This window comes from Pseudomonas sp. GW821-FHT01E05, from assembly GCF_059422425.1.
Map to the genome: position 1 here is coordinate 117,100 of NZ_JBWKWW010000011.1, position 20,288 is coordinate 137,387.

Here is a 20,288-nt window from a genome sequence, read left to right on the forward strand (position 1 = left end):
ATGAAACGTTTCGTTCTGCTCGACACCACCCCGATTCCCGAAAACGGCGGTGCCTTGTGCCTGTTCGAGTATGGCGAGGATTTCGTCATCAAGATCCAGGGCGGTGACGGCGGACAGCTGATGAACACTCGCATGCACGGCTCCGAAGACGCCCTGGCGGAAATTCCCTGCCGTAAGGTTGCCGGCCGTCCGGGCTCTCGTGTGTTGATCGGTGGTCTGGGCATGGGCTTCACGCTGGCCGCGGCCCTCAAACACCTGGGCAAGACCGCCGAAGTGGTGGTCGCGGAGCTGGTACCTGGCGTGGTTGAGTGGAATCGTGGGCCGCTGGGGGAAAAATCCGGTCGACCGCTGCTCGATCCGCGCACAGTGATCCGCATGGAAGACGTGGCCAAAGTGCTACAAGCCGAGCCGCAGGGCTTCGATGCGATCATGCTCGATGTCGACAACGGTCCCGAAGGCCTGACCCAGAAGGCCAATAGCTGGCTGTACTCCTCAGGCGGCCTCAGCGCCTGCGCCAAAGCCTTGCGCCCCAAAGGCGTGTTGGCGGTATGGTCGGCCAGCGCTGACCGGCAGTTCTCCGACAAATTGCGCAAGGCCGGTTTCAAGGCCGAGGAAGTGCAAGTCTTCGCCCATGGCAATAAAGGCACCCGGCACACCATCTGGATTGCCGAGAAGCTCAAGGGCTGAGCTAAACTTGCCTCATAACCGTCATTAGTCTTTTTACAAAGGTGAACCCATGAGTTCGTCAACGCCTCCCTCCAACACGGCCAAGCTGGACCGCATCCTCGCCGACGCTCAGCGCGACCGTGAAATGGGTTACCGCGACAAGGCCCTGAAGATGTACCCGCACGTCTGCGGACGCTGCGCCCGTGAGTTCTCCGGCAAGCGCCTGAGCGAGCTGACCGTGCATCACCGCGACCACAACCACGACAACAACCCGCAGGACGGTTCCAACTGGGAGCTGCTCTGCCTGTACTGCCACGACAACGAACACTCGCGCTACACCGACCAGCAGTACTACGCCGAGGGTTCCACCAGCTCGCCGACCATCGCCAAGGCCACCCACAACCCTTTCGCCGCATTGGCCGGGTTGATGAAGAAAGACGAGTAAGCCCTGCCAAATCTTCTTTGATAGTTCCGGCCTCTCGCGAGCAAGCTCGCTCCTACATGGATTGCACAAGACCTGTAGGAGCGAGCTTGCTCGCGATGGCGATAGATCTAGCACCCCATCCCCAAAGCAAACGCCCCGAGCACAATCCCCGTATAATCGCGTTTTTTCTCGAAGGCACCCGGCTCGTGGCAAACAAACGGTACAGCTGCATTGGTTTGTATAACCCCAAATCACCGGAGAACGTCGGTTCGGTGATGCGCGCCGCTGGCTGTTATGGCGTGGCGTCGGTGTTTTACACCGGCAAACGTTATGAACGCGCCCGCGACTTCGTCACTGACACCAAGAAAGTCCATCAGGACATCCCGCTGATCGGCATCGAAGACCTGAAGAAAATCCTCCCGCTGGGCTGCATACCGGTCGCTGTCGAACTGGTCGAAGGGGCCCGTTCACTGCCGGAATACACCCACCCGGATCGCGCGCTGTATATCTTCGGACCGGAAGACGGCTCGCTGGATAAAGACATCCGTGACTGGTGTGAGGACGTGGTGTACATCCCGACCACCGGCTGCATGAACCTCGCCGCGACCGTCAACGTGGTGCTTTACGACCGCATGGCGAAAGGCAATAACACACGCTCCGGTCCGAAATTCTAGTTTATAAATATAGAAAATGGACGGCACAAGCGGCGCACTCGCGCAGTCCGCGTTATATCAATCACCCCGCTGGAGACAGATCATGAGCGACAGCAAAATCGTAGAGCGCAGCGAATCCACCCCGTCCCAGACTCTGCCGACGCAGAACGTCCTGGGCTGGGAGCGCATTGGCTCGCTGGCCGGTGGTGTGGTGATGATGGGCAAAGGTCTGCGCCGAGGCGGCGTTTTCGGTTTGATTCAGGTGGCGATTGGCGGCGTAGCCCTGGCCCGCGGCATCACTGGTCACAGCTCGGCGAAAGACCTGCTGGAAAAAGGCCGTCAGGACATGAACAACGTGCGCTCGAGAATCGAACGAACCGCAGAAGAGTTGAGCCGCTTTAAAGCCAATGCTGGAACAGCGACTCGCACTGCGAAGGTGGTCGACAAGGATTCGCTGAAATCGCCTGAAGCAGGGGTTTGAAGCGACACAGATGATCGTTCCCACGCTCTGCGTGGGAATGCATCCGCATCTACTGCAGCAACTCGCTATCCAGCACCTTCGACGGCCCCTCGAGGATGCCTTCACTCAATTGCACAAACTCCTTGGTGCTGACGCTACCCTGGTTCATGACTGCATGCAGCACGTCATCCAGTGAACGCTTGTTACGGGTTTTCAGGCGTATCTCGCCGTCCAGCGCCTGCAACAGCAACACCGCTTTGGCGACTGCCGGCCCGCTGATCTGTTTACCACGCAGGGTGGTGACCTGGTGACTTTCCCTGGTCAGCCGGGTCTCCAGGCTCTGATAACGCTCGTCACTCATACCGCCAGCACGGCGCACCAGTTCGATCGCGTAGTACTCGGCAAAACCTTCGCTGATCCAGTCGCTGTGCTGATTGCCATTGACCCTGCCAAATACCTGAACCAACTCGCGCACCAAGGGGCTGATGCCGCTTTCGCTGACCAGCGGTATGCGGCTGTGCAGGTAGATCGAATCCCGCCCGGCCAGACTGCCGCGCCACATCGGATCGGCGGCACCGACGATCAGCAGTTTGTTCAGGTGGCGCGGGAATACTGCCTGCACTTGCGGCCAAACGAAGGTCAGCAGCGTCAGTACGTCCATACGCCGCATGCCCTGCCCTTGCGGCGAGGCGACCGTAACTTCGGTTTCCCCCAGGCGAGCGCGGCGACTACCCAGGGTTCCGGCGAGCATCCAGCCGGTCGGCCGGTCAAACAGGCGCGAAACGTTGTCGACCCGAAAGCGGTTCTTGCCAATACGCGGCCAAGGGGTTTCGATGCTTTTCCAGCCCGCCGGCAATTCGAACTCCAGACGCGACACCAACTCGGTGCCGTCCTGTTGATCCAAATGCGCCGCCGGCACCAGGTCTTCGCCGCGCAGCAACGCCCAATTGGGGGTCATACGGGTTTCGAACGAGCCATTCTTGCGGGCATTGCTGATGCGCACACGGTAGGTAAGACTGGACTGGCCACTGGCAGGGCGCCAGATGCCGCGCTGGCTTTCGGAAGTTTTGGGCGTAGTGGATTGCCACTGACCATCGGCCTTGAAATCGCTGTAATCACCGCGATTACCCAGATCGAAGTCCAGGCTGTGTACCGCAGCACCGTCGGCCAGTGTCAGCCGAACTTCGGCCTGATCGCTCTGCGGCAACAAACGCACGTGGTAATCCACATCGACTTTCTTCGCCGCCAACAGCGGCGAACTCAGTGCCAGCAGCAAAATGGCTAACGGCAGCCTTGACCCCACAGCCATATACACGCCCTCGTGAATCAACGTTGAAATGCTTGACCCGCTCGGCCCTCAACCCGCACGGAAGATCAAGTGATCTTCCCAATCCTCTTCGGCCACGCTGCCTTCGGCCAGCATGCGCCCGGATTGGGAAATCCGCTCGTGGTGAACCGCATCGCGATCACCGCAAACCAGATGGTGCCAGAGCGGCAAGTCCTTGCCCTCGCTGACCAAACGATACCCGCAAGTCGGCGGCAGCCATTTGAACTGGTCAGCCTTGCCCGGCGTGAGCTGGATGCAATCGGGCACCGAATCGCGACGATTGGTGTAATCGCTGCACTGGCAGGTTTTCAGGTCCAGCAGTTTGCAGGCGATCCGCGTGTAATAGACGCTGTTGTCTTCCTCGTCTTCAAGCTTTTGCAGACAGCACAGACCACAGCCATCGCACAACGACTCCCACTCCTCTTGATCGAGTTGTTCGAGGGTTTTGCGTATCCAGAAAGGTTCGACTTTGGCGGCCATGGTTCAAGCATCGGTATCAGCGAGTGAAAAGGCCGCCAGTCTAGTGCGCGAGGGCTCTGGGGCCAAGCGATTGCGACTGCCGGTAGAACAGGACTTGTCAGTTCTTGCGCCGCGAAGTAGCTTTGCGAGTCGAAAGAAGCCATGCACAGGTGCCATAAACGCTCGACCGCGTTGCACTCAGGTTAGCTGCCACACCTCAGAAAACCATATCTGCTCAGTTAACTGCCCCCGCCGGTTTTTTCAACCTTTGATTCTCAAACGTAGTCAGGAACTCTTCATGAGCGCTAATCCACGTGTTGCCGAATATGCCATCCACCCACAGTTCACTGACCGCTGGTCTCCCCGCGCCTTCACTGGTGAAAGCATCCCGCAAGAAACCCTGCTGAGCTTTTTCGAAGCCGCGCGCTGGGCACCTTCGGCCTACAACTCGCAGCCTTGGCGCTTTCTCTACGCGCGTCGCGACACGCCAAACTGGGAGCGCTACCTGGGTCTGTTGAATGAATTCAACCGCAGCTGGGCACAACACGCCTCGGCGCTGGTGATCGTGATTTCGAAAACCACCTTCACGGCACCAGGCGCCGAAGAGGAAACTCCGGCGCTGTGGCACACCTTTGACACCGGCTCGGCCTGGGGCCATCTGGCGCTGCAAGCCAGCCTCAGCGGCTGGCACACCCACGGCATGGCCGGTTTCGATCAGGAGCTGACCCGCAAGGAACTGAATATTCCTGAAGGCTACGCGCTGCACGCCGCGGTGGCGATCGGCAAACTGGGGGACAAAGCGACCCTGGCCGAGTACCTGCAAGCCCGCGAAACCCCAAGCCCGCGCCGCCCGCTGAGCGAGCTGGCGGCCGAGGGTGATTTCAGTTTGTAAGCCACACTGCAAAACCAAATGTGGGAGCGAGCTTGCTCGCGATGGCGGCGTGACAGTCAACAGTGATGCTGAATGTGATGGCCCCATCGCGAGCAAGCTCGCTCCCACAGTTGATCACCGCGACGTCAATACCCGCGATTGAAATCCACTTCTCCGCGCAACGCCGTATCAGCCTGATACGCCCGCAGATTCTCGATAAACAACTGCACCATCATCGGCGGTGAAGTCGGCGCCGAACTGTGTCCGGTCAGCAGCAAGCCCCAGGCGGTCCAGAACGGGTGACGTTGCGGCAACGGTTCCTGACGGCAGACGTCGATCACCGCCCCCGCCAGATGCCCTTCCTTCAACGCCTCGACCAGATCCGCATCGACCACCGCCACACCGCGCCCGACGTTAATGAACAACCCGGTCGGCTTGAACTGCTTGAACAGCGCCGCGTCGTACAGATCATGGGTGTTGGGCGTGTTGGGCAGGAGATTGACCACGTAATCGACCTCCCCTACGAGACGGCCCAAATCCTCCAGTCCGGCGACTTCAATAAACGGCGCTTGCTCTCGAGCCTCACTGGCGATGCCATACAACTGGACGCCGAACGGCACCAGGAACTGCGCCACGCTGCTGCCGATATCGCCGGTGCCGACGATCAACACCTTGCGTCCCGCCAGGCTCTGAGCCAAGCGGCTGTCCCACTTGCGCTCGACCTGGCTGACCAGTCGTGCCAATACTTCGCGCTCATGGCCAAGCATATAAGTCAGCACGTATTCAGCCATGACCTGGCCGAAAATGCCCACTGCCCGCGTCAGTCGGTAATGCCGAGGCAAGCCCTCGGCGAGCAACGGGGTGATCCCGGCCCAGGTCGATTGCAGCCACTGTGGCTCGTGGCCCTGACGCAACAGGGTCGCCAGCAGGTCCGGTTGACCAAGCCAGATCGGGCAATCAGCGGCAAGGCTCGCAAGCTCGGCGGAGTCACCACTGGTGAGCACTTCCAGGTCAGGAGCAGCCTGACGCAACAATTGGGCGTAAAGAGCGTGGTCGTGTTCAGCAATCAGAACGCGCATGGTTCAAACCTTTCAAAACAGTGCAGGAGGTCGTCGATGGTTTTTTCCCCATCGTCAACGGCCACCGCCAGATTATTCAGTTCTATTTATAAGAGTGCTCTGGACAGAGCACTCGGACCAGTCCGTCAGACCGGATCATTACGCCGTAGCAATTCTTCAGGCAAATGTTCGATGTACTCGTCTTCGGCCGGTGGCATTTGCAGGTGATAGCCCTGCTTGTCGAGATTCTCCAGTACCACGTTGATGTCCTCGCGGGACAACTTGCGCTCAGGGCTGAGTACCAGATCGAAGGCATGGTGCGGTTTGCCGAAAGCCAACAGCAGGTTTTCCGGAACGCGCTCCAGTGCATCGCTTTTCAGCACGTAGAGGTACATCTCGTTTTTGCGCAGGCTTCGGTAGATGGAGCAAATACGTTTCAAGGCTGTTCTCCGGCGGTGGCCAGGCTGTCGAGCAACGCCTGGCCCATCAATTCGCGGCGCCAGCCACGCAATGAATCAGGCAATTGGTAAGGGCCCTCGGGGAAGCCGCTTTTGAGCAGGGCCTCCAGGGTTTTCTTGCGCAGCATTAATTCCGGCGCCATCTCCAGGCGTTCAGCTTCAGCCTGACCGAGCGCTCGCAAACGCTTGATCAGCGCCGCGGCCTCAACCGGCAACGGCTCAGGCACCGCGGGTGGCCATTGATCAGGGGATACACTGCCAGACTGTTTGATCAGTTCAAGCAGAAACTCACCATCCTGACGCACGGTACGCGGGTGCATGTCTTCGATTTTTGCCAGCGCTGCAAGGTTATCCGGCTGAGTCCGGGCCAATGGCCACAACGAGTGTTCACGGATAATCCGGTTACGCGGCAGGTCGCGAGCGCGGGCTTCACGCTCACGCCAGGCGCAGAGCTCGCGCAGCACGGCCAACTGGGCTCGGGAGAGTTTCCAGGCCAGTTTGGCCTCGCGATAGACCTCGTACGGGTCGACTTCGCGGCGCAGATTGGCCACCAGTTCAGCACCGTCCTCCAGCACCCAGGCGTACTTGTCGTCAGACAATTTGGGACGCAGGCGGATGTAAACCTCAGCCAGATGCAAAGCATCTTCCGCGGCGTAGCTGATTTGGGTTTCAGACAACGGGCGTTGCAACCAGTCCGAACGGGTCTCGCCCTTGGGCAGATCAATGTCCAGCACTTCCTGGACCAGACGCGAATAGCCCATGGAGAAACCCAGATTCAGATAAGCAGCGGCCAATTGCGTATCAAACAGCGGCGCCGGCAGGCTGCCGGTCAGACGCAGCAATACTTCCAGGTCTTCGCTGCAGGCGTGTAGAACCTTGATCACCGCCGGGTTTTCCAGCAATGCGGCCAAGGGTTGCCAGTTGTCGATCGTCAAAGGATCAATCAGGTAAGCGCGCACGCCATCGCCAATCTGAAGCAGCCCGGCGATCGGATAAAAAGTGTCGACCCGCATGAATTCGGTGTCGAGGGCAACGAATGGCAGTTGCTGCCACTCGGCGCAAAACTGACCGAGGCTATCGTTGTCGCGAATCCAGTGAATATCGATGGCCACACGGCTCTCCCTTGAAGATTGGCGCGCAGTATATAACGCGCCCGGCGATTTCCGAGCATCCACTGCAGAAGTGCGTGTGGGAAAACATCTGTCGGACTACCAGAATAGTCCGACAGATCAGCACTAGCTGCCTTTGCGCAGTACGTAAACCCGCGACAAGGCACAGCCAGGTATGAAGTTTTGATAACCGAGAATCTCGAAGCCCGTCTGTCTGAACTCACTCTCTACCTGAGTTCTACTGGCCAGCGGGTACTTCGCAACGCCTGCCGACGACGGCTCGTCAGCACCCTGCCCCTGACCTCGCCGAACTTTGAAGCCGACGTCGACCCCCACCGAAACGATCACGGTGTCACGGCTGACACGGTGAAATTCACGCAGGAGCAGCAGTCGGTGCTCACTGCTGACAATGTGTTGAAACAACTGCATGCAGAAAATGCAGTCCACCGCATTGGACGGCAGACCGATGGTGAATGCCGAGCCCTGGAAGGTTTTGACCCGTTTGAGCAGGCCTGGCGAGTGATGGGTCTGGGCATGGTTGAGCATGTCCTGAGAGTTGTCCGTCGCCAGGATTACCCGATTGGCACGCTCGGCCAGCACCGACCAGAAACGCCCGGCACCGCAAGCCACATCGAGAACCAGCCCGGGCTCGCCCGCCGCTTTGAGGGCGCGCCGCACCAACTGCTCATCTCGCCAAAGCGAAAGTCGCCGGGCCAACCCGGTCGGCCGTGTCTCCAGGCAAACTTGAGCGTGCTCCTGGTCGTAACGCCTGGCGAACTCAAGCTCGATGGAGGATGGGGGCTGCGATGACATGACTCGCGAACTCTTAAAAAGGGATCTTCTGGCGACAGATTAACGGCAGGCGCGTGAAAAAAAGGTCGAACGGTGGTGAAGACCTTACTGAGTGGTCACAACAGCGTCGATCACAAGGACCGTCAATGAAGACAAGCCTTGGTAGTTGACCAAACCTCAGGCAGCCAGCCATCAACTTTTCGTGCAAAACCAGCCCGCAAATAGTCAATCAATGGCTAATTGCCAGAACCGTCGCCAGAACCCGGGAACTTCAGGCCTGGTGCAAATACCAACGCCAGTCCTGCTCCCCCACTTCCCCCATAAACTGACGGTACTCGGCACGTTTGACCGCCAGATATACCCCAAGAAACCCGGCACCGAATGCATCCCGAGCCCAGGAGGAGCCTTCCAGTGCGCGCAAGGTGGTCAGCCAGTCCGTAGGCAGCAGCTCTTTGGCCTGAGCGTAACCATTGCCTTCAACCGGCGCACCAGGGTCGCACTGCTCACGAATTCCCCGATGAATGCCCGCCAGAATCGCAGCTGCCGCCAGATACGGGTTGGCATCGGCACCGCAGATGCGGTGTTCGATATGCCGGGAAAATGCCGGGCCGCCAGGCACTCGCAAACTCACAGTGCGGTTGTCCACACCCCAGGTAGCGGCCAGCGGCGCGTAGCTGTTGGTCTGGAAACGTCGATAAGAGTTGGCATTCGGACAAAACATCAGCAACGAATCAAGCATGGTACTGAGCATGCCGCCGACCGCTTGCCTGAGCAGCGGCGTGCCGTCGGGTGCTTCGCTGGCGAACAGGTTGTTGCCATCCTTGTCCGCCAGACTGACGTGCATGTGCATGCCGGTGCCGGCCAGGTTATCGAACGGCTTGGCCATGAAACAGGCGGTCATTCCATGCCTGTGCGCCACGCCCTTGACCAGACGCTTGTAACGCACCGCTTCATCCATTGCCTGCAAGGCATCGCTGCGATGTTCAAGGGTGATTTCCACCTGCCCCGGCGCGTACTCGGAAATTGCCGTGCGTGCCGCAATGCCCTGAAGTTTGCAGGCGTTATACAGATCCGCGAGGAACGGCTCGATCTGCTCCAGCTCCCGCAAGCCATAGACCTGTGTCGCCAGCGGCCGGCCACCATCGACATCCCGCGCAGGTTGCGGGCGACCGTCGCTGTCGCGTTGGCGATCAAGCAGATAAAACTCCAGCTCCGCCGCCATCACCGGATAGTAGCCATCGGCTTTGAGCGCATCGATCACCTTGACCAGCAAGTGCCGCGGATCAGCCACCGTCGCGGGCATCCCCTCTTGCGGATGCATGCTGACCTGCACCGCTGCCGTGGGGATCTGCCGCCATGGCATGCGCTGCAAACTGCCACTGAGCGGATAGGCCCGACAGTCGACATCACCGACTTCCCAGACCAACCCGGAGTTTTCCACGTCGTCGCCATTGATGGTCAACCCGAGGATGGTGCTCGGCAGCGGCCGTCCGCTTTCATACACCGCCAACAGTTCATCGCGATGCAGCAACTTGCCCCTTGGCACGCCGTTGTTATCGAGGATGAACAACTCGAACATCTCGATATCCGGGTTGTGCTCAAGAAAAGTCAGGGCTTCTTGCTTTGAGGCAAAGGGGGTCGTGGCAAAACTCATGGGAACTCTCGTATTTCCGCGTCAGGCGAACGCACAGGCGCCGCCGGTTCGATCCACCGCACAGGGCGAACCATATGAAGACTTAACGGGAAATGCAGGTATCCGGTGGGCGCGCGTGGCGACAGTGCCATAGCGCCCAGAAGGCCAGTTCAGAAGGGAGTGCAGACAAGCTCGGAGCGGTGGCAGGGGTGAATCGACGACGAAGGCCCGACGCACTGGCGCCAGGCGAAGCCTCGTGTTTGATTCCGATCAACCAAGCGTCCATAGAAAAACCGCAGCAAACAGATAGCCAACAGCGTCACACGGGCAGATGAGCCGTTAAATGCGGATTTGACAAAGCTTGGTTGCAGGTTGGCTAAACATTCGCCTTAACTGTAGGAAATTTCTCCGCGAAACAAAGAATATAGATACAGGCTCACCGGAAAACTCCGATCCTCATATTAATCGCTCAGAGCGATCATTAAGAGCGACTTAAGCCCGTAAAAATTTCGCCACACCTACTAAGTACTGACAGGCACCACACAAACAAAAAAAAACAATTAAAAAAGGCAAACCCAAATGAATTCTAACCCATTATCGAATTGGGAAAACTCACTCAAAGAAGCCTTCTCAGAAACCCACAATCTGGATGACTTACTTACGAGATCAACAATATATACCAAAGAACTAAATTTCGAATTATTTGCATATGAAATACTCAAACCCGCACCATTTATGAGGCCAGAGCTTTACATCTACAGCAACTGCCCAGCACAATGGATCTCTCAATATAGAAAAATGAACCATGCATTGACAGACCCGCGCGTCCACCACAGCAAGGTGTTTGATGAAATATTATGCTGGAACAGCGACCTTTTTAAAAAAAACCCAAACCTAATGTCCGATGCGATGGAGTCCGGATTATGCATTGGACTAACTCAACCAACAGCAAAGCGCATCGAGTCAGTAGAGTTCTTCTCTCTAGCAAGGAGAGAAATAGAAATATCATCGGAGGAACTAAAAAACCTGACACCAAAAATAAAATCTTTCGCCAATATCCTACAAGTTAAACTGTACGAAATTAACAATAAAGCACACACAGGAGAAAGCATCATTTTATCAGCTAGAGAAAAAGAAATACTGCGCTGGACCGCTGATGGCAAAACCTCCGAGGAAATCGCAATCATCCTAAACCTAGCAATCGACACAATAAACTTCCATCAGAAAAAAATACAAAACAAAATCGGCGCAGGCAATAGAGTACAAGCCGTAGCATACGCAATCGCCAAAGGGCATATATAGCGAAAACCGTGCTCGTTATTTCCCGCTTATAAACTGCAACCCATCACACGCCCCAATCAGGCCGGCCGATGCTCTCCTCCCCGAAAACTCCGAACCCGAAAGACCCATGACCTACACTAAGTATATCCATGAGTACTGAAATGTCTTTTTCTCCTGCCGGTGACTTCGCCGTCTATAACTATCCAGGTCCGAACCGGAGCAATAAGTACACTTTCGTACCGTTTTTACTTGCGCACGATCCAGCCCCGCAGTCTCCAGCAAATAAATGCAATAAAGACTGAGATCAAGCCACGCCTGATCGTGGCTGGCGGGTGCGCAAGTATGACTTGAAGTCTCTCCCGAATCTTTGCGAGACGTCGACCACGGTGAGGTTCTCCCGTGCCACAAATGCCCGTGCGCATGTTCCAACTCATCAATAAGAGGCCTGCCGACCTCATAACAACACGATTGTATTGCCGGGCCTATCGCGACCTGCAGACTGTGTAAGGAGATTCCTGCTCGATGAAAGGCATTAAACGAGTGCCCCCCCCCCCCCCCCCCCCCCCGCAGCCAACCCCTTCCAGCCACCATGTATGGCCGCGACAAAATCGCCCTTGCTCGACCCTATCAGGATGGGAAAACAATCGGCCGTGACGACAGCTATTGGCCTCGTTGTGCGCGTAAACATTGCATCTCCAGAAATAACTCCTGCCTCTTGCCCAATTCCTACCTCAATGACATCAGCACCTACCAAAAAAAACCGCAAATAAGCATTAAATGCGCCAATCGCGCCTACCAAATTTGGTAGGTGCAGCGATCTTAGTACGAGGTTATAAAAGACCACCAACTAGCGCCCTAAAATTTCTGCCAAGCTCATTAACAAAGACTCTTATGGCACAACAAATCAAAAACTTTAAAATCCGCCATTAAGTTGCGCTCGCTTCAACTCAACGATTGCGCTGCACTCGGCCACTGCAATCGCCCACTTGCAATACTTACTCATTGCAACCCAGTTCAAACGGACCAGAAAGTGCACAACCAACAATAATGGACCCAATAACAATGAACGAAACCATCGCTATTGACCTGCTAGGCTATGCTGTTATTCTCATCACCCTGCTGGGTGCATACATCATCTTCGGCATTGCAGGCTTTGGTACTGCATTAGTTGCCAGCCCCATCCTCACGTTTTATATCCCTATTGCTAAAATCGTTCCACTGCTGGCGCTCATGGACATGTGCGCGGCCTTCGTGAACATCAACCGCGATGGCCACAAAGCCAACTGGCAAGAGCTTAAACGGCTAGTTCCCTTGATGATTATTGGCAGCCTGATAGGCACCACTTTATTGCTCAAGTCACGCTCCGATTTCCTTTTACTGGCGCTGGGTATTTTCGTTGTCGGCTATTCGCTGTACTCCCTGAGCGGGCTCAAACCCAACAGACAATTTACGTCAGCCGCCGCGGTGCCCTTTGGGTCGATCGGCGGTCTTTTTAGCGCCATGTTCGGTAGCGGTGGCTTTATCTACGCCATTTACCTGAGTGGCCGTCTGAGCGATAAAGACTCGATGCGGATTACCCAGACCACCTTGATCGGGCTCAGCACACTGACACGGGTCGTACTGTTCGCGATTGCCGGCGTTTACATGGACGCGAGTTTGTTGTGGCTGGCTTTAATCCTGGCGCCTGGAATGCTGCTGGGTATAACCCTGGGCCGGCGCATAACACTCAAGATATCTCGAGAGCAATTCCTTAAACTCATCAATGTAGTGGTACTTGCTTCTGGTGTAATGCTGATTGTTCGCTACTTCTCCTGATACGTTAATAAATATAAAAGGACAACGATACAATGGAATATCCCGCCCAGAACGAGATGATGACTGGCCGTGAATATCTGGACAGTCTCAATGATGGTCGAGAAGTTTATATATATGGCGAACGTGTAGAGAATGTTTGCGAACACAGAGCCTTGCGCAACAGTGCTTATTCCATGTCCCGGCTTTACAATGCCCTGCATGCCCCTTCCAGCCAGGAGGTCATGACCGCCATCGATTCGGATGGGTACCGAACGCACCGCTACTTCATGCCTTCACGTTCCTCACAAGAACTCCTACAAGCCCGGGATGCCATCGCTCACTGGTCTCGCTTGTCCTACGGGTTCATGGGCCGCACCCCCGATTACAAGGCCGGCTTCACGGCCACCCTACGGTCGGACCCGAACCTTTACGCACCCTTCCACGACAATGCCCAAACCTGGTACCGCAAGAGTGCGCGCAAGGTGCTGTTTCTGAACCACGTACTAGTCAATCCGCCGGTAGGCCGCGCCCGGCAGATTGCCGACATGCGTGACATCTACCTACATGTCGAAAAGGAAACCGATGCAGGTATCATAGTGCGCGGCGTGAAAATGGTTGCCACCAGCGCAGCACTGTCCAATGCCACATTCGTGGCGCAGAACAGCGCCACGAAGCACCGGGTGGGGTCGGAAGAAGACTTTGCGTTGTGCTTCATCCTGCCGATGAATACACCCAACCTGAAGATAATGTGCCGGCGGTCTTATGAAGCCTCTTCGCTGAGCCCGTTCGATCATCCACTGTCCAGCCGCTTTGATGAAAACGACTCGGTACTGATCTTCGATGGCGTTCTGGTACCGTGGGAGAACGTCCTGATCTACCGGGATATCGAGAGGGCCCGAAGTTTCTATTCCGCTTCCGGTTTTCTCAATCGTTATCCGTTGCAATCCGGAACCAGGCTGGCGGTGAAGATGGATTTTATCTGCGGGCTTTTAGCCAAGATGCTGAAATCCAATGGCTCAGGGGAGTTTCGTGGCATCCGTGCGCGTCTGGCTGACATCGTGGCCTTGCGCAACTTAATGTGGTCACTGACTGAAAACCTGTGCCTCAATCCAGAAACTCGTAGTGACGGCTCCGTTGTGCCGCGCCTGGAAGCGGCTGCAACAGTACGTTATTTCGGCACCCAGATGATAAGTCAGCTCAAGCCAGTGTTTAACACTATTTTGGGTGGCTCCCCGATCATGCAGGTGGCGAGTTGGCTGGACATGGCCAATCCTGATATCCGCCCCTTGATCGACGTCTATTACCAAGGCACCGATCAAACCTCGCTCGACCGCATGAAGCTTATCAAGCTGCTCTGGGATGCATTAGGCAGTGAATTTGCCGGACGTCATGAGCTCTATGAGCACAACTACGCAGGTAATAACGAACAGGTGCGTCTGGACATGCTGCGCCACTGTGAAACCGCCGGCGTGCTAACACGATGCACCGACCTGGTGGACCGTTGTCTCGCCGATTACAACGAACAGGGCTGGGCTCAGCACGGATGGCGGTTCGACCCCGGACAACACGAAATCCGCTAATGCCTCACGCCCCCATTACAACGCCTGCGAGCGTTGTAATGGCCTTCTTTTGCCTGAAAAACGGGAGAAACAGATGTTATACAACGGTGAATGGAATCGCGGAGAACTTGATTACCAAGCCTTGGTCAACCAATGGCATGTGGTCGCGCTCAGCGAGGACCTGGATGCGAACAAGCCCAAGGCTGTCCGGTTGCTGGGCGAAGATTTGGTGTTGTGGCGAGACGAGTCGGGAGGTGTGCACGCCTGGAAAGATTACTGTGGCCACCGCGGGGCAAGATTATCTCTGGGCTGCGTCAAGCAAGGGCAAATCGAATGCCCCTACCACGGCTGGCGCTATGACCATCATGGCGACTGCAAACTGGTGCCGGCGCACCCTGAGCGGGCCAGACCTTCATCCGAGCGGTTGATTTATCGTCACTTCGCGCAAGAACAATTCGGCTTTATCTGGGCGAGCCTCGAGCAGCCTGATCGACCCCTGCCCGATTTTACTCAGTGGGAAGACAGCAGCTATCGGAAAATTTTTGCTGGCCCTTACCACTACAAAGCAAATGCCTTGCGAGCGTTAGAAAACTTCATCGATGCGTCGCACTTCCCATTTGTCCACGCCAACCTCAATGGGTTGCCCGACACCCCGGAGCCACTAAAAAAATACATGGTCAGCCTGGATGAGCGAGGCTTGCACTCCAGTGAAATCAGTGTTTTCCAGCCCTATGGCGACCATCGCGCAATCCCCGTGACCGCGCGCTATAAGTATTCGGTCTTCAACCCGACGACGGCCTACTTCAAGAAGAAGACTGGTGAAACCGAGCGGTTCTGCACCTTCTTCAATGCCACCCCCGTCGATGAAGCCGAATGCATTATCTGGCTGATCGTGGCCATCAATTTCGGCCCTGACCTGACTCTGGAACAGATCCTCTTGCGCCAGAACATTGTGTTTGAACAGGACCGGCACATTGTCGAAGCACAGCGCCCTGCCCGTTTGCCTCTGGACCCCAAAGCCGAGATGCACGTGAACAGCGACCGCATGGGGCTCGAATACCGGCGTTGGCTGAAAAACCTGGGGGAGGCTTCCAGAAATCGCAGTCTCACACAACCGATCCGTACTGTCTCGCTGTGACAAGGTAGCCAAAACATGAGCATTGCCACTATCGAGTACTTCAGCAGCCACGAGTCCAACGCCCGCACTTATGCGCGGAATATTCAACGGATTTTCACGCACGGGACGCTGGCCCAGGTGCAGGACAGTGATGGCCGGCATTACATCGACTGTCTGGCATGCGCAGGGGCCTTGCCCTTGGGTCATAACCACCCTTTCGTGCAGGAGCGCGTAATCGGGCTCCTGCAGTCGGGACAGCTGCAACAAGCGCTGGACCTGGCGACGCCGGCCAAATTTCACTTCATGAACGAGTTGTTTGCGGTCCTGCCAGCAGGCTTTGCCAAACAGGCGAAGCTCCAGTTCTGCGGTCCCACGGGAGCGGATGCGGTTGAAGCCGCCCTCAAATTATTCAAAACAGCAACGGGGCGCCGCCCCGTGCTGGTGTTTCAGGGCGCTTACCATGGGATGACCCATGGCACCTTGGGGATGATGGGCAATCTGGCCCCCAAGCAAGCAATCAGCGGCATGCCGGCGGAAATTCAATTCCTGCCCTATCCCTACACCTATCGCAGCCCCTTCGGTGCCCAGGTCGATGCCCTTGAAACCGAACGCCTGAGCCTGGCGTTTCTCGAAAGCGTGCTCGGCGATCCCGAGAGCGGCGTGTGCAAGCCCGCAATGATCTTGCTCGAAGCCATCCAGGGCGAAGGGGGCTGTATCCCTGCCAGCGCCAACTGGTTGCGGCAGGTCAGAGAAATCACCCAGCGTCATCAAGTGCCGTTGGTGATTGACGAGGTCCAGACTGGCATCGGCCGCAGTGGCGACATGTTCGCCTTCGAGCATGCGGGCATCACTCCCGATGCCATCATGCTGTCCAAAGCCATTGGTGGCGGGTACCCACTTTCGCTGCTGGTCTATCTGGAGAAGTATGACCAATGGAAGCCCGGCGCCCATGCCGGCACGTTCCGGGGCAACCAGATCGCACTGGTCAGTGGCGCGGCCACCCTGGAGTTTATCCGGCGCGAGCACGTGCTGGAACATGTCGGTGAAGTGGGCGAACTGCTGTGCCAAGGGCTACTGGAATTGAAAGACCGTTTCCCCTGCATCGGCGACGTTCGGGGACGAGGGCTGATGCTGGGCATGGAATTGATCGAGCCGGACGCCCCCCCGGACGCACTGGGGCATCCACTGGCAGCGGGCGCCTTGGCCGGCTCGGTTAAAAAAGCCTGTCTGGATGAAGGCCTGATCATCGAAAGCGGCGGTCGGCAGGGTGCCGTGCTGCGCTTCCTGGCGCCGCTGGTGATTACCCGTGACGAGGTGCGTGAGATTGTCGAGCGCCTAAATCGGGCACTGGCTCGACATGCACCCGCCAAAACCATCGATCGCACACACAAGGTTGCCGTGGAGGTACAGGCATGAGCACCTCCACGCAAATACTGGACGTGCTGGGCATCGGCTTCGGCCCCGCCAACATTGCCCTGGCCATCGCCATTGAGGAGTTGGCGCCCGCGTTGACCGTGCGCTTTGTGGAAAGACGACTCGGCCCGCTCTGGCAGCCCAACATGCTGTTGCCAGGCTCGGACATCCAGAATCACCCTCTGCGTGATCTGGTAACGCCGCGGAACCCGCGCAGCCGTTATACCTTCACCAACTTTCTATTCGAAAACCAGCGTCTCTACGAGCACCTGAACATGCCGCTGCATTACCCCTTGCGGCTTGAATACGCGCAATACGTGACCTGGGTGGCGGAGTTCTTCAAGGAGCAGGTCGATTACAGCTGTGAAGCCGTATCGGTCGAGGCGGTGAAAGCGGGCCCTGAAGGTGGCATCGATCACTACCGGGTCCGCTCAGCCAATGGCCAGGTCTATCGCGCTCGCAGCCTGGTACTCGCGCCGGGCAGAACACCGCACATCCCGGCGCCCTTCGCCGGACTCATCGATACTCGGATACAACACCTGAATCATTATCTGCCTGCCCTGCAAGAGACCATCGAACGCACTACCGGGCGATGCCGTGTGGCCGTGATTGGTGGCAGTCAAAGCGCAGTCGAGATCCTGCTGCATGCCAGTGAGCAGGTGGGCGTGAATGAAGTTGTGGGTTACACCCGAAACTTCGGTTACCGACAGAAAGACACCAGCCCCTTTTCGGATGAAGTCTATTTCCCTGAATTCGTCGATGCTTTTCACCGCGCAAGCCCCGAGCATAAAACCCGGCTACGCAGGGAGCTGATCCACACCAACTATTCAACTTCTGACATCGATGTGCTCAATCAGCTCTATATCAAGCGCTACGAGCAGAGCTTGCGCGGCGACCACCGGCTGGAGATCAAGACATGCCATGAAATAACTGCCTGTGAACCCGGAACAGAGGGCATGGAGTTGCAGAGCCGACATTTCCTGGAGGGTAAAGCCTTTCGAAAAACCTTCGACCTGGTGATTCTAGCTACAGGGTTTCTCGACTTGGGCACTGGCGAGCGCGAAGAGCCCTACCCGCCGCTGCTCGCCCCTCTGACCACCAGTCGCGGCGCCTTGCAGATCGCCCGCGATTACCGGATCGATCTGGGCGGATCTCTGCCGACCTACCTCAACGGACTTTGCGAATCCTCTCACGGGATGGGCGATGCAGGCTCCTTCAGCTTGCTCGCCCAGCGCTCGAAAACAATTGTCGAGTCGCTCAACACCCATCTGCCAACACGGGTCGAGGATCAGCATTATGCCTGAGAAAAATCTTTCCCGGTTATTGGCCGCCCCATCGGTCTGGCAAGCCGGGTGGCCGTGTAAAACCGTACGCTCGACCCAGCTTCCGTTCGACTGCGATGTGGTGGTGATCGGTGCTGGAATAGGCGGACTGGCTGCCGCTTTGCAGGCTCTGGATGCCGGGTATTCGGTGACCGTACTCGAGGCTCACCAGGTAGGTGCGGGGGCCAGCGGGCGCAATTCGGGTTTCGTTGTACCGGTGCCGTCCCGGCATACGCCGCAGTCATTGCGCCAGCGTCTTGGGGATGGCGCTGGTCATTTCGCTCGCGCGCTTCAGCAAGCCGGCAGCGACGTCCTTTCCTGGTCGGCTGCGGCGCCACTCCAGAGTGGCTGGATGCAGCCGTGGCCAAACCACTGCACACCGCAATTGCAGGCCATAGCCCAAGGCTGGCAAAGCCTGGGCATTAACGTGGAAATGACCGACCGTGAACGCATGGAAAGCGATCTGGGGACTGCACACTATTGCGCCGGCTTGTGCTACCCGAAGGGTGGAGCGATAAACCCTTTTGCACTGGTGCAGGCCATGGCGAATGACGTTACCAGCCGTGGAGGACGAGTTATCGAAGGCTGCCCAGCCCTGCAGATCAATCCGCACGCCACTCATGTGGGCATCATTACACCATTGGGAGAGCTCAAGGGAAATCGCGTCCTGGTCGCCGGAAACGCCTATGGCGTCGAGGCAAGCCGTATGACTCGGCAGGTAGTGAGCCCAATGGCCCTGATCCTCGCCACGTTTGCCATGACCGAGGATGAACCGGAAGTCGGTGTAATGCCCTTTTCGGATAACCGCAAGGACATGTGGTTTTTCCGCAAGCTCGAGAGATCCCGGGTACTGACTGGGTGTTTTGCATTGCCGTTGGCGCAGTCAGTCAATCAATGCAGCTCCTTACTCAAGGAGCGCCTCCATACGATGTATGCAAAACCTCCAGGCGAATTGGAACACCTGTGGGCGGGCTGGGTGGGGCTGACCCACAACGCGATGCCGGCGGTCGATAGCCCTGATGAGCGCATCATCAGCTGGAGCGGCTGCAATGGCCGTGGCCTGGCGCTATCGACCTTGATGGGCCGTGCGCTGACAGACCGGCTGCTGGGTAAAGACAGCCTGAGACTGCCCTTTCCCTCTTCTCGTTATTGGCACAAGGGGGGCGTCCTCGGGTGGCTGGCGCAAACGCTTATCGCCGTGGACCGCTACAAACAACGTCGTCGCGCATTCGCCCTTATCAACCGTCCAAGTCTGTCGGGAGCCCCCTCTTGAGTCACTGTCCTTTCCATTACCGTGAGCATCGTTGTACTGATCAGAGCCTGATCAATCGTTTTATCGATACGTTTCCACTGGCGCTGATTACGTCCCAAGCAGGTGGCAATTTTCACAGCAGCCATATCCCTTTATTGCGCAATCCGGATGGCACCCTGTTTGGCCATGTGGATCGACGCAATCCCCAGTTCAGGGAGGCGGCATCGTTCAAATGCCACATCGCCTTTATCGGGCCATCGAGTTATATCCCCCCAGAAGCCTACTGTAATGCGCAATTACCTACCTGGAACTACCTGGCCGTCCATATACAGGCCGACATCGAAGTGATCGACATCGAAACCGAAAACCTCGACATTCTGATACAAAGTGCACAACGGTTCGCCCCCGAGGGTTGCGAGTATCGCGTCGACCCTCAAGACCCAAGAGTCATACGGAACCTGCCGCATATCCTCGGCCTTGCCATACGTCCAGAAAGCATTGAAGGCCGCTTCAAGCTGTCTCAAGACAAACCACCGCAAGACCAGGCATCTGTCCTGGATTGGCTGATGGAACAACACAAGGCCGTCCACAAACAACTTCTCGAGTTCTCCTCGTCTCTTCACCTTTCGTGAGTTTTTCC

Annotated in this window: 22 protein-coding genes; 13 read left to right on the forward strand and 9 right to left on the reverse strand. The window is 57.0% G+C overall.

The annotated features are described in order from the left end of the window. The 4 genes from AC07W5_RS23030 (at position 1) to AC07W5_RS23045 (ending at position 2,224) form a co-directional block, all read left to right on the forward strand. A complete protein-coding gene (locus AC07W5_RS23030; RefSeq protein ID WP_494994580.1) occupies positions 1-687 on the forward strand; it encodes a spermidine synthase in 687 nt (228 codons plus the stop codon). Positions 688-736: 49 nt separating this feature from the next. Continuing rightward, on the forward strand, positions 737-1,111 hold the full coding sequence (locus AC07W5_RS23035; protein WP_494994579.1) for a YajD family HNH nuclease: 375 nt from the start codon (positions 737-739) through the stop codon (positions 1,109-1,111). A gap of 185 nt (positions 1,112-1,296) precedes the next feature. Beyond that, complete coding sequence (locus AC07W5_RS23040) at positions 1,297-1,764, forward strand: RNA methyltransferase (protein ID WP_150642116.1); 468 nt, start codon at positions 1,297-1,299, stop codon at positions 1,762-1,764. 82 nt (positions 1,765-1,846) lie between these two features. After that, positions 1,847-2,224, forward strand: a complete 378-nt coding sequence (locus tag AC07W5_RS23045; RefSeq protein ID WP_495024391.1) for a YgaP family membrane protein — start codon at positions 1,847-1,849, stop codon at positions 2,222-2,224. A 49-nt stretch (positions 2,225-2,273) separates the two neighbouring features. Here AC07W5_RS23045 and AC07W5_RS23050 read toward each other — a convergent pair whose 3' ends face one another. Continuing rightward, on the reverse strand, positions 2,274-3,512 hold the full coding sequence (locus AC07W5_RS23050) for a hypothetical protein (RefSeq protein ID WP_495024392.1): 1,239 nt from the start codon (positions 3,510-3,512) through the stop codon (positions 2,274-2,276). Positions 3,513-3,560: 48 nt separating this feature from the next. After that, positions 3,561-4,010: a YcgN family cysteine cluster protein gene (locus AC07W5_RS23055; protein ID WP_495011601.1), complete on the reverse strand. Its 450-nt coding sequence runs from the start codon at positions 4,008-4,010 to the stop codon at positions 3,561-3,563. A gap of 277 nt (positions 4,011-4,287) precedes the next feature. Between AC07W5_RS23055 and AC07W5_RS23060 the strand changes: the two genes are divergently transcribed. Next, positions 4,288-4,881 carry a nitroreductase family protein gene (locus AC07W5_RS23060; protein WP_494994576.1) on the forward strand — a complete coding sequence of 198 codons (594 nt, stop codon included), beginning with the start codon at positions 4,288-4,290 and terminating at the stop codon, positions 4,879-4,881. A gap of 125 nt (positions 4,882-5,006) precedes the next feature. Here the strand turns inward: AC07W5_RS23060 and AC07W5_RS23065 are convergent, their stop codons facing one another. The 5 genes from AC07W5_RS23065 to AC07W5_RS23085 all read right to left on the reverse strand — a co-directional run bounded on the left by AC07W5_RS23065 (position 5,007) and on the right by AC07W5_RS23085 (position 9,931). Continuing rightward, positions 5,007-5,939, reverse strand: coding sequence for a D-2-hydroxyacid dehydrogenase (locus AC07W5_RS23065; RefSeq protein WP_495011600.1), 933 nt, complete (start codon positions 5,937-5,939; stop codon positions 5,007-5,009). Between the two features lie 125 nt (positions 5,940-6,064). Then, positions 6,065-6,358 carry a YcgL domain-containing protein gene (locus AC07W5_RS23070; RefSeq protein ID WP_494994574.1) on the reverse strand — a complete coding sequence of 98 codons (294 nt, stop codon included), beginning with the start codon at positions 6,356-6,358 and terminating at the stop codon, positions 6,065-6,067. Beyond that, complete coding sequence (rnd, locus tag AC07W5_RS23075) at positions 6,355-7,488, reverse strand: ribonuclease D (protein ID WP_495011599.1); 1,134 nt, start codon at positions 7,486-7,488, stop codon at positions 6,355-6,357. Before rnd ends, AC07W5_RS23070 begins: the two co-directional genes overlap by 4 nt. Before the next feature lie 123 nt (positions 7,489-7,611). Beyond that, complete coding sequence (locus tag AC07W5_RS23080; protein ID WP_495011598.1) at positions 7,612-8,298, reverse strand: class I SAM-dependent methyltransferase; 687 nt, start codon at positions 8,296-8,298, stop codon at positions 7,612-7,614. Positions 8,299-8,548: 250 nt separating this feature from the next. Next, entirely contained in the window at positions 8,549-9,931 is a 1,383-nt protein-coding gene (locus tag AC07W5_RS23085; RefSeq protein ID WP_494994571.1) for a glutamine synthetase family protein, read from the reverse strand. A 558-nt stretch (positions 9,932-10,489) separates the two neighbouring features. On the opposite strand from AC07W5_RS23085, the gene AC07W5_RS23090 reads away from it, so the two are divergent. Beyond that, the gene (locus AC07W5_RS23090) at positions 10,490-11,212 is read left to right on the forward strand and encodes a LuxR C-terminal-related transcriptional regulator (RefSeq protein WP_495024393.1); all 723 of its coding nucleotides are present in this window, start codon (positions 10,490-10,492) and stop codon (positions 11,210-11,212) included. Between the two features lie 111 nt (positions 11,213-11,323). Here the strand turns inward: AC07W5_RS23090 and AC07W5_RS23095 are convergent, their stop codons facing one another. Together AC07W5_RS23095 and AC07W5_RS23100 are read right to left on the reverse strand one after the other, a co-directional pair. Then, a complete protein-coding gene (locus tag AC07W5_RS23095; protein WP_495024394.1) occupies positions 11,324-11,782 on the reverse strand; it encodes a laccase domain-containing protein in 459 nt (152 codons plus the stop codon). After that, the gene (locus tag AC07W5_RS23100; protein ID WP_495024395.1) at positions 11,724-12,035 is read right to left on the reverse strand and encodes a laccase domain-containing protein; all 312 of its coding nucleotides are present in this window, start codon (positions 12,033-12,035) and stop codon (positions 11,724-11,726) included. Before AC07W5_RS23100 ends, AC07W5_RS23095 begins: the two co-directional genes overlap by 59 nt. 218 nt (positions 12,036-12,253) lie before the next feature. On the opposite strand from AC07W5_RS23100, the gene AC07W5_RS23105 reads away from it, so the two are divergent. From AC07W5_RS23105 to AC07W5_RS23135, 7 genes are all read left to right on the forward strand, one after another. Next, the gene (locus tag AC07W5_RS23105) at positions 12,254-13,006 is read left to right on the forward strand and encodes a sulfite exporter TauE/SafE family protein (RefSeq protein ID WP_495024396.1); all 753 of its coding nucleotides are present in this window, start codon (positions 12,254-12,256) and stop codon (positions 13,004-13,006) included. 32 nt (positions 13,007-13,038) lie between these two features. Continuing rightward, positions 13,039-14,565: a 4-hydroxyphenylacetate 3-hydroxylase family protein gene (locus AC07W5_RS23110; protein WP_495024397.1), complete on the forward strand. Its 1,527-nt coding sequence runs from the start codon at positions 13,039-13,041 to the stop codon at positions 14,563-14,565. A gap of 73 nt (positions 14,566-14,638) precedes the next feature. Further along, positions 14,639-15,682 (forward strand): aromatic ring-hydroxylating dioxygenase subunit alpha, encoded by a 1,044-nt coding sequence (locus AC07W5_RS23115; RefSeq protein WP_495024398.1) that lies wholly within the window; start codon positions 14,639-14,641, stop codon positions 15,680-15,682. Between the two features lie 15 nt (positions 15,683-15,697). Continuing rightward, entirely contained in the window at positions 15,698-17,077 is a 1,380-nt protein-coding gene (locus AC07W5_RS23120) for a diaminobutyrate--2-oxoglutarate transaminase family protein (protein WP_495024399.1), read from the forward strand. Next, positions 17,074-18,378: a SidA/IucD/PvdA family monooxygenase gene (locus AC07W5_RS23125; RefSeq protein WP_495024400.1), complete on the forward strand. Its 1,305-nt coding sequence runs from the start codon at positions 17,074-17,076 to the stop codon at positions 18,376-18,378. The genes AC07W5_RS23120 and AC07W5_RS23125 overlap by 4 nt, the downstream gene beginning before the upstream one ends. Next, positions 18,371-19,669, forward strand: coding sequence for an NAD(P)/FAD-dependent oxidoreductase (locus tag AC07W5_RS23130; protein WP_495024401.1), 1,299 nt, complete (start codon positions 18,371-18,373; stop codon positions 19,667-19,669). The genes AC07W5_RS23125 and AC07W5_RS23130 overlap by 8 nt, the downstream gene beginning before the upstream one ends. Further along, on the forward strand, positions 19,666-20,280 hold the full coding sequence (locus AC07W5_RS23135; protein WP_495024402.1) for an FMN-binding negative transcriptional regulator: 615 nt from the start codon (positions 19,666-19,668) through the stop codon (positions 20,278-20,280). Before AC07W5_RS23130 ends, AC07W5_RS23135 begins: the two co-directional genes overlap by 4 nt. Positions 20,281-20,288: the final 8 nt, after the last annotated feature.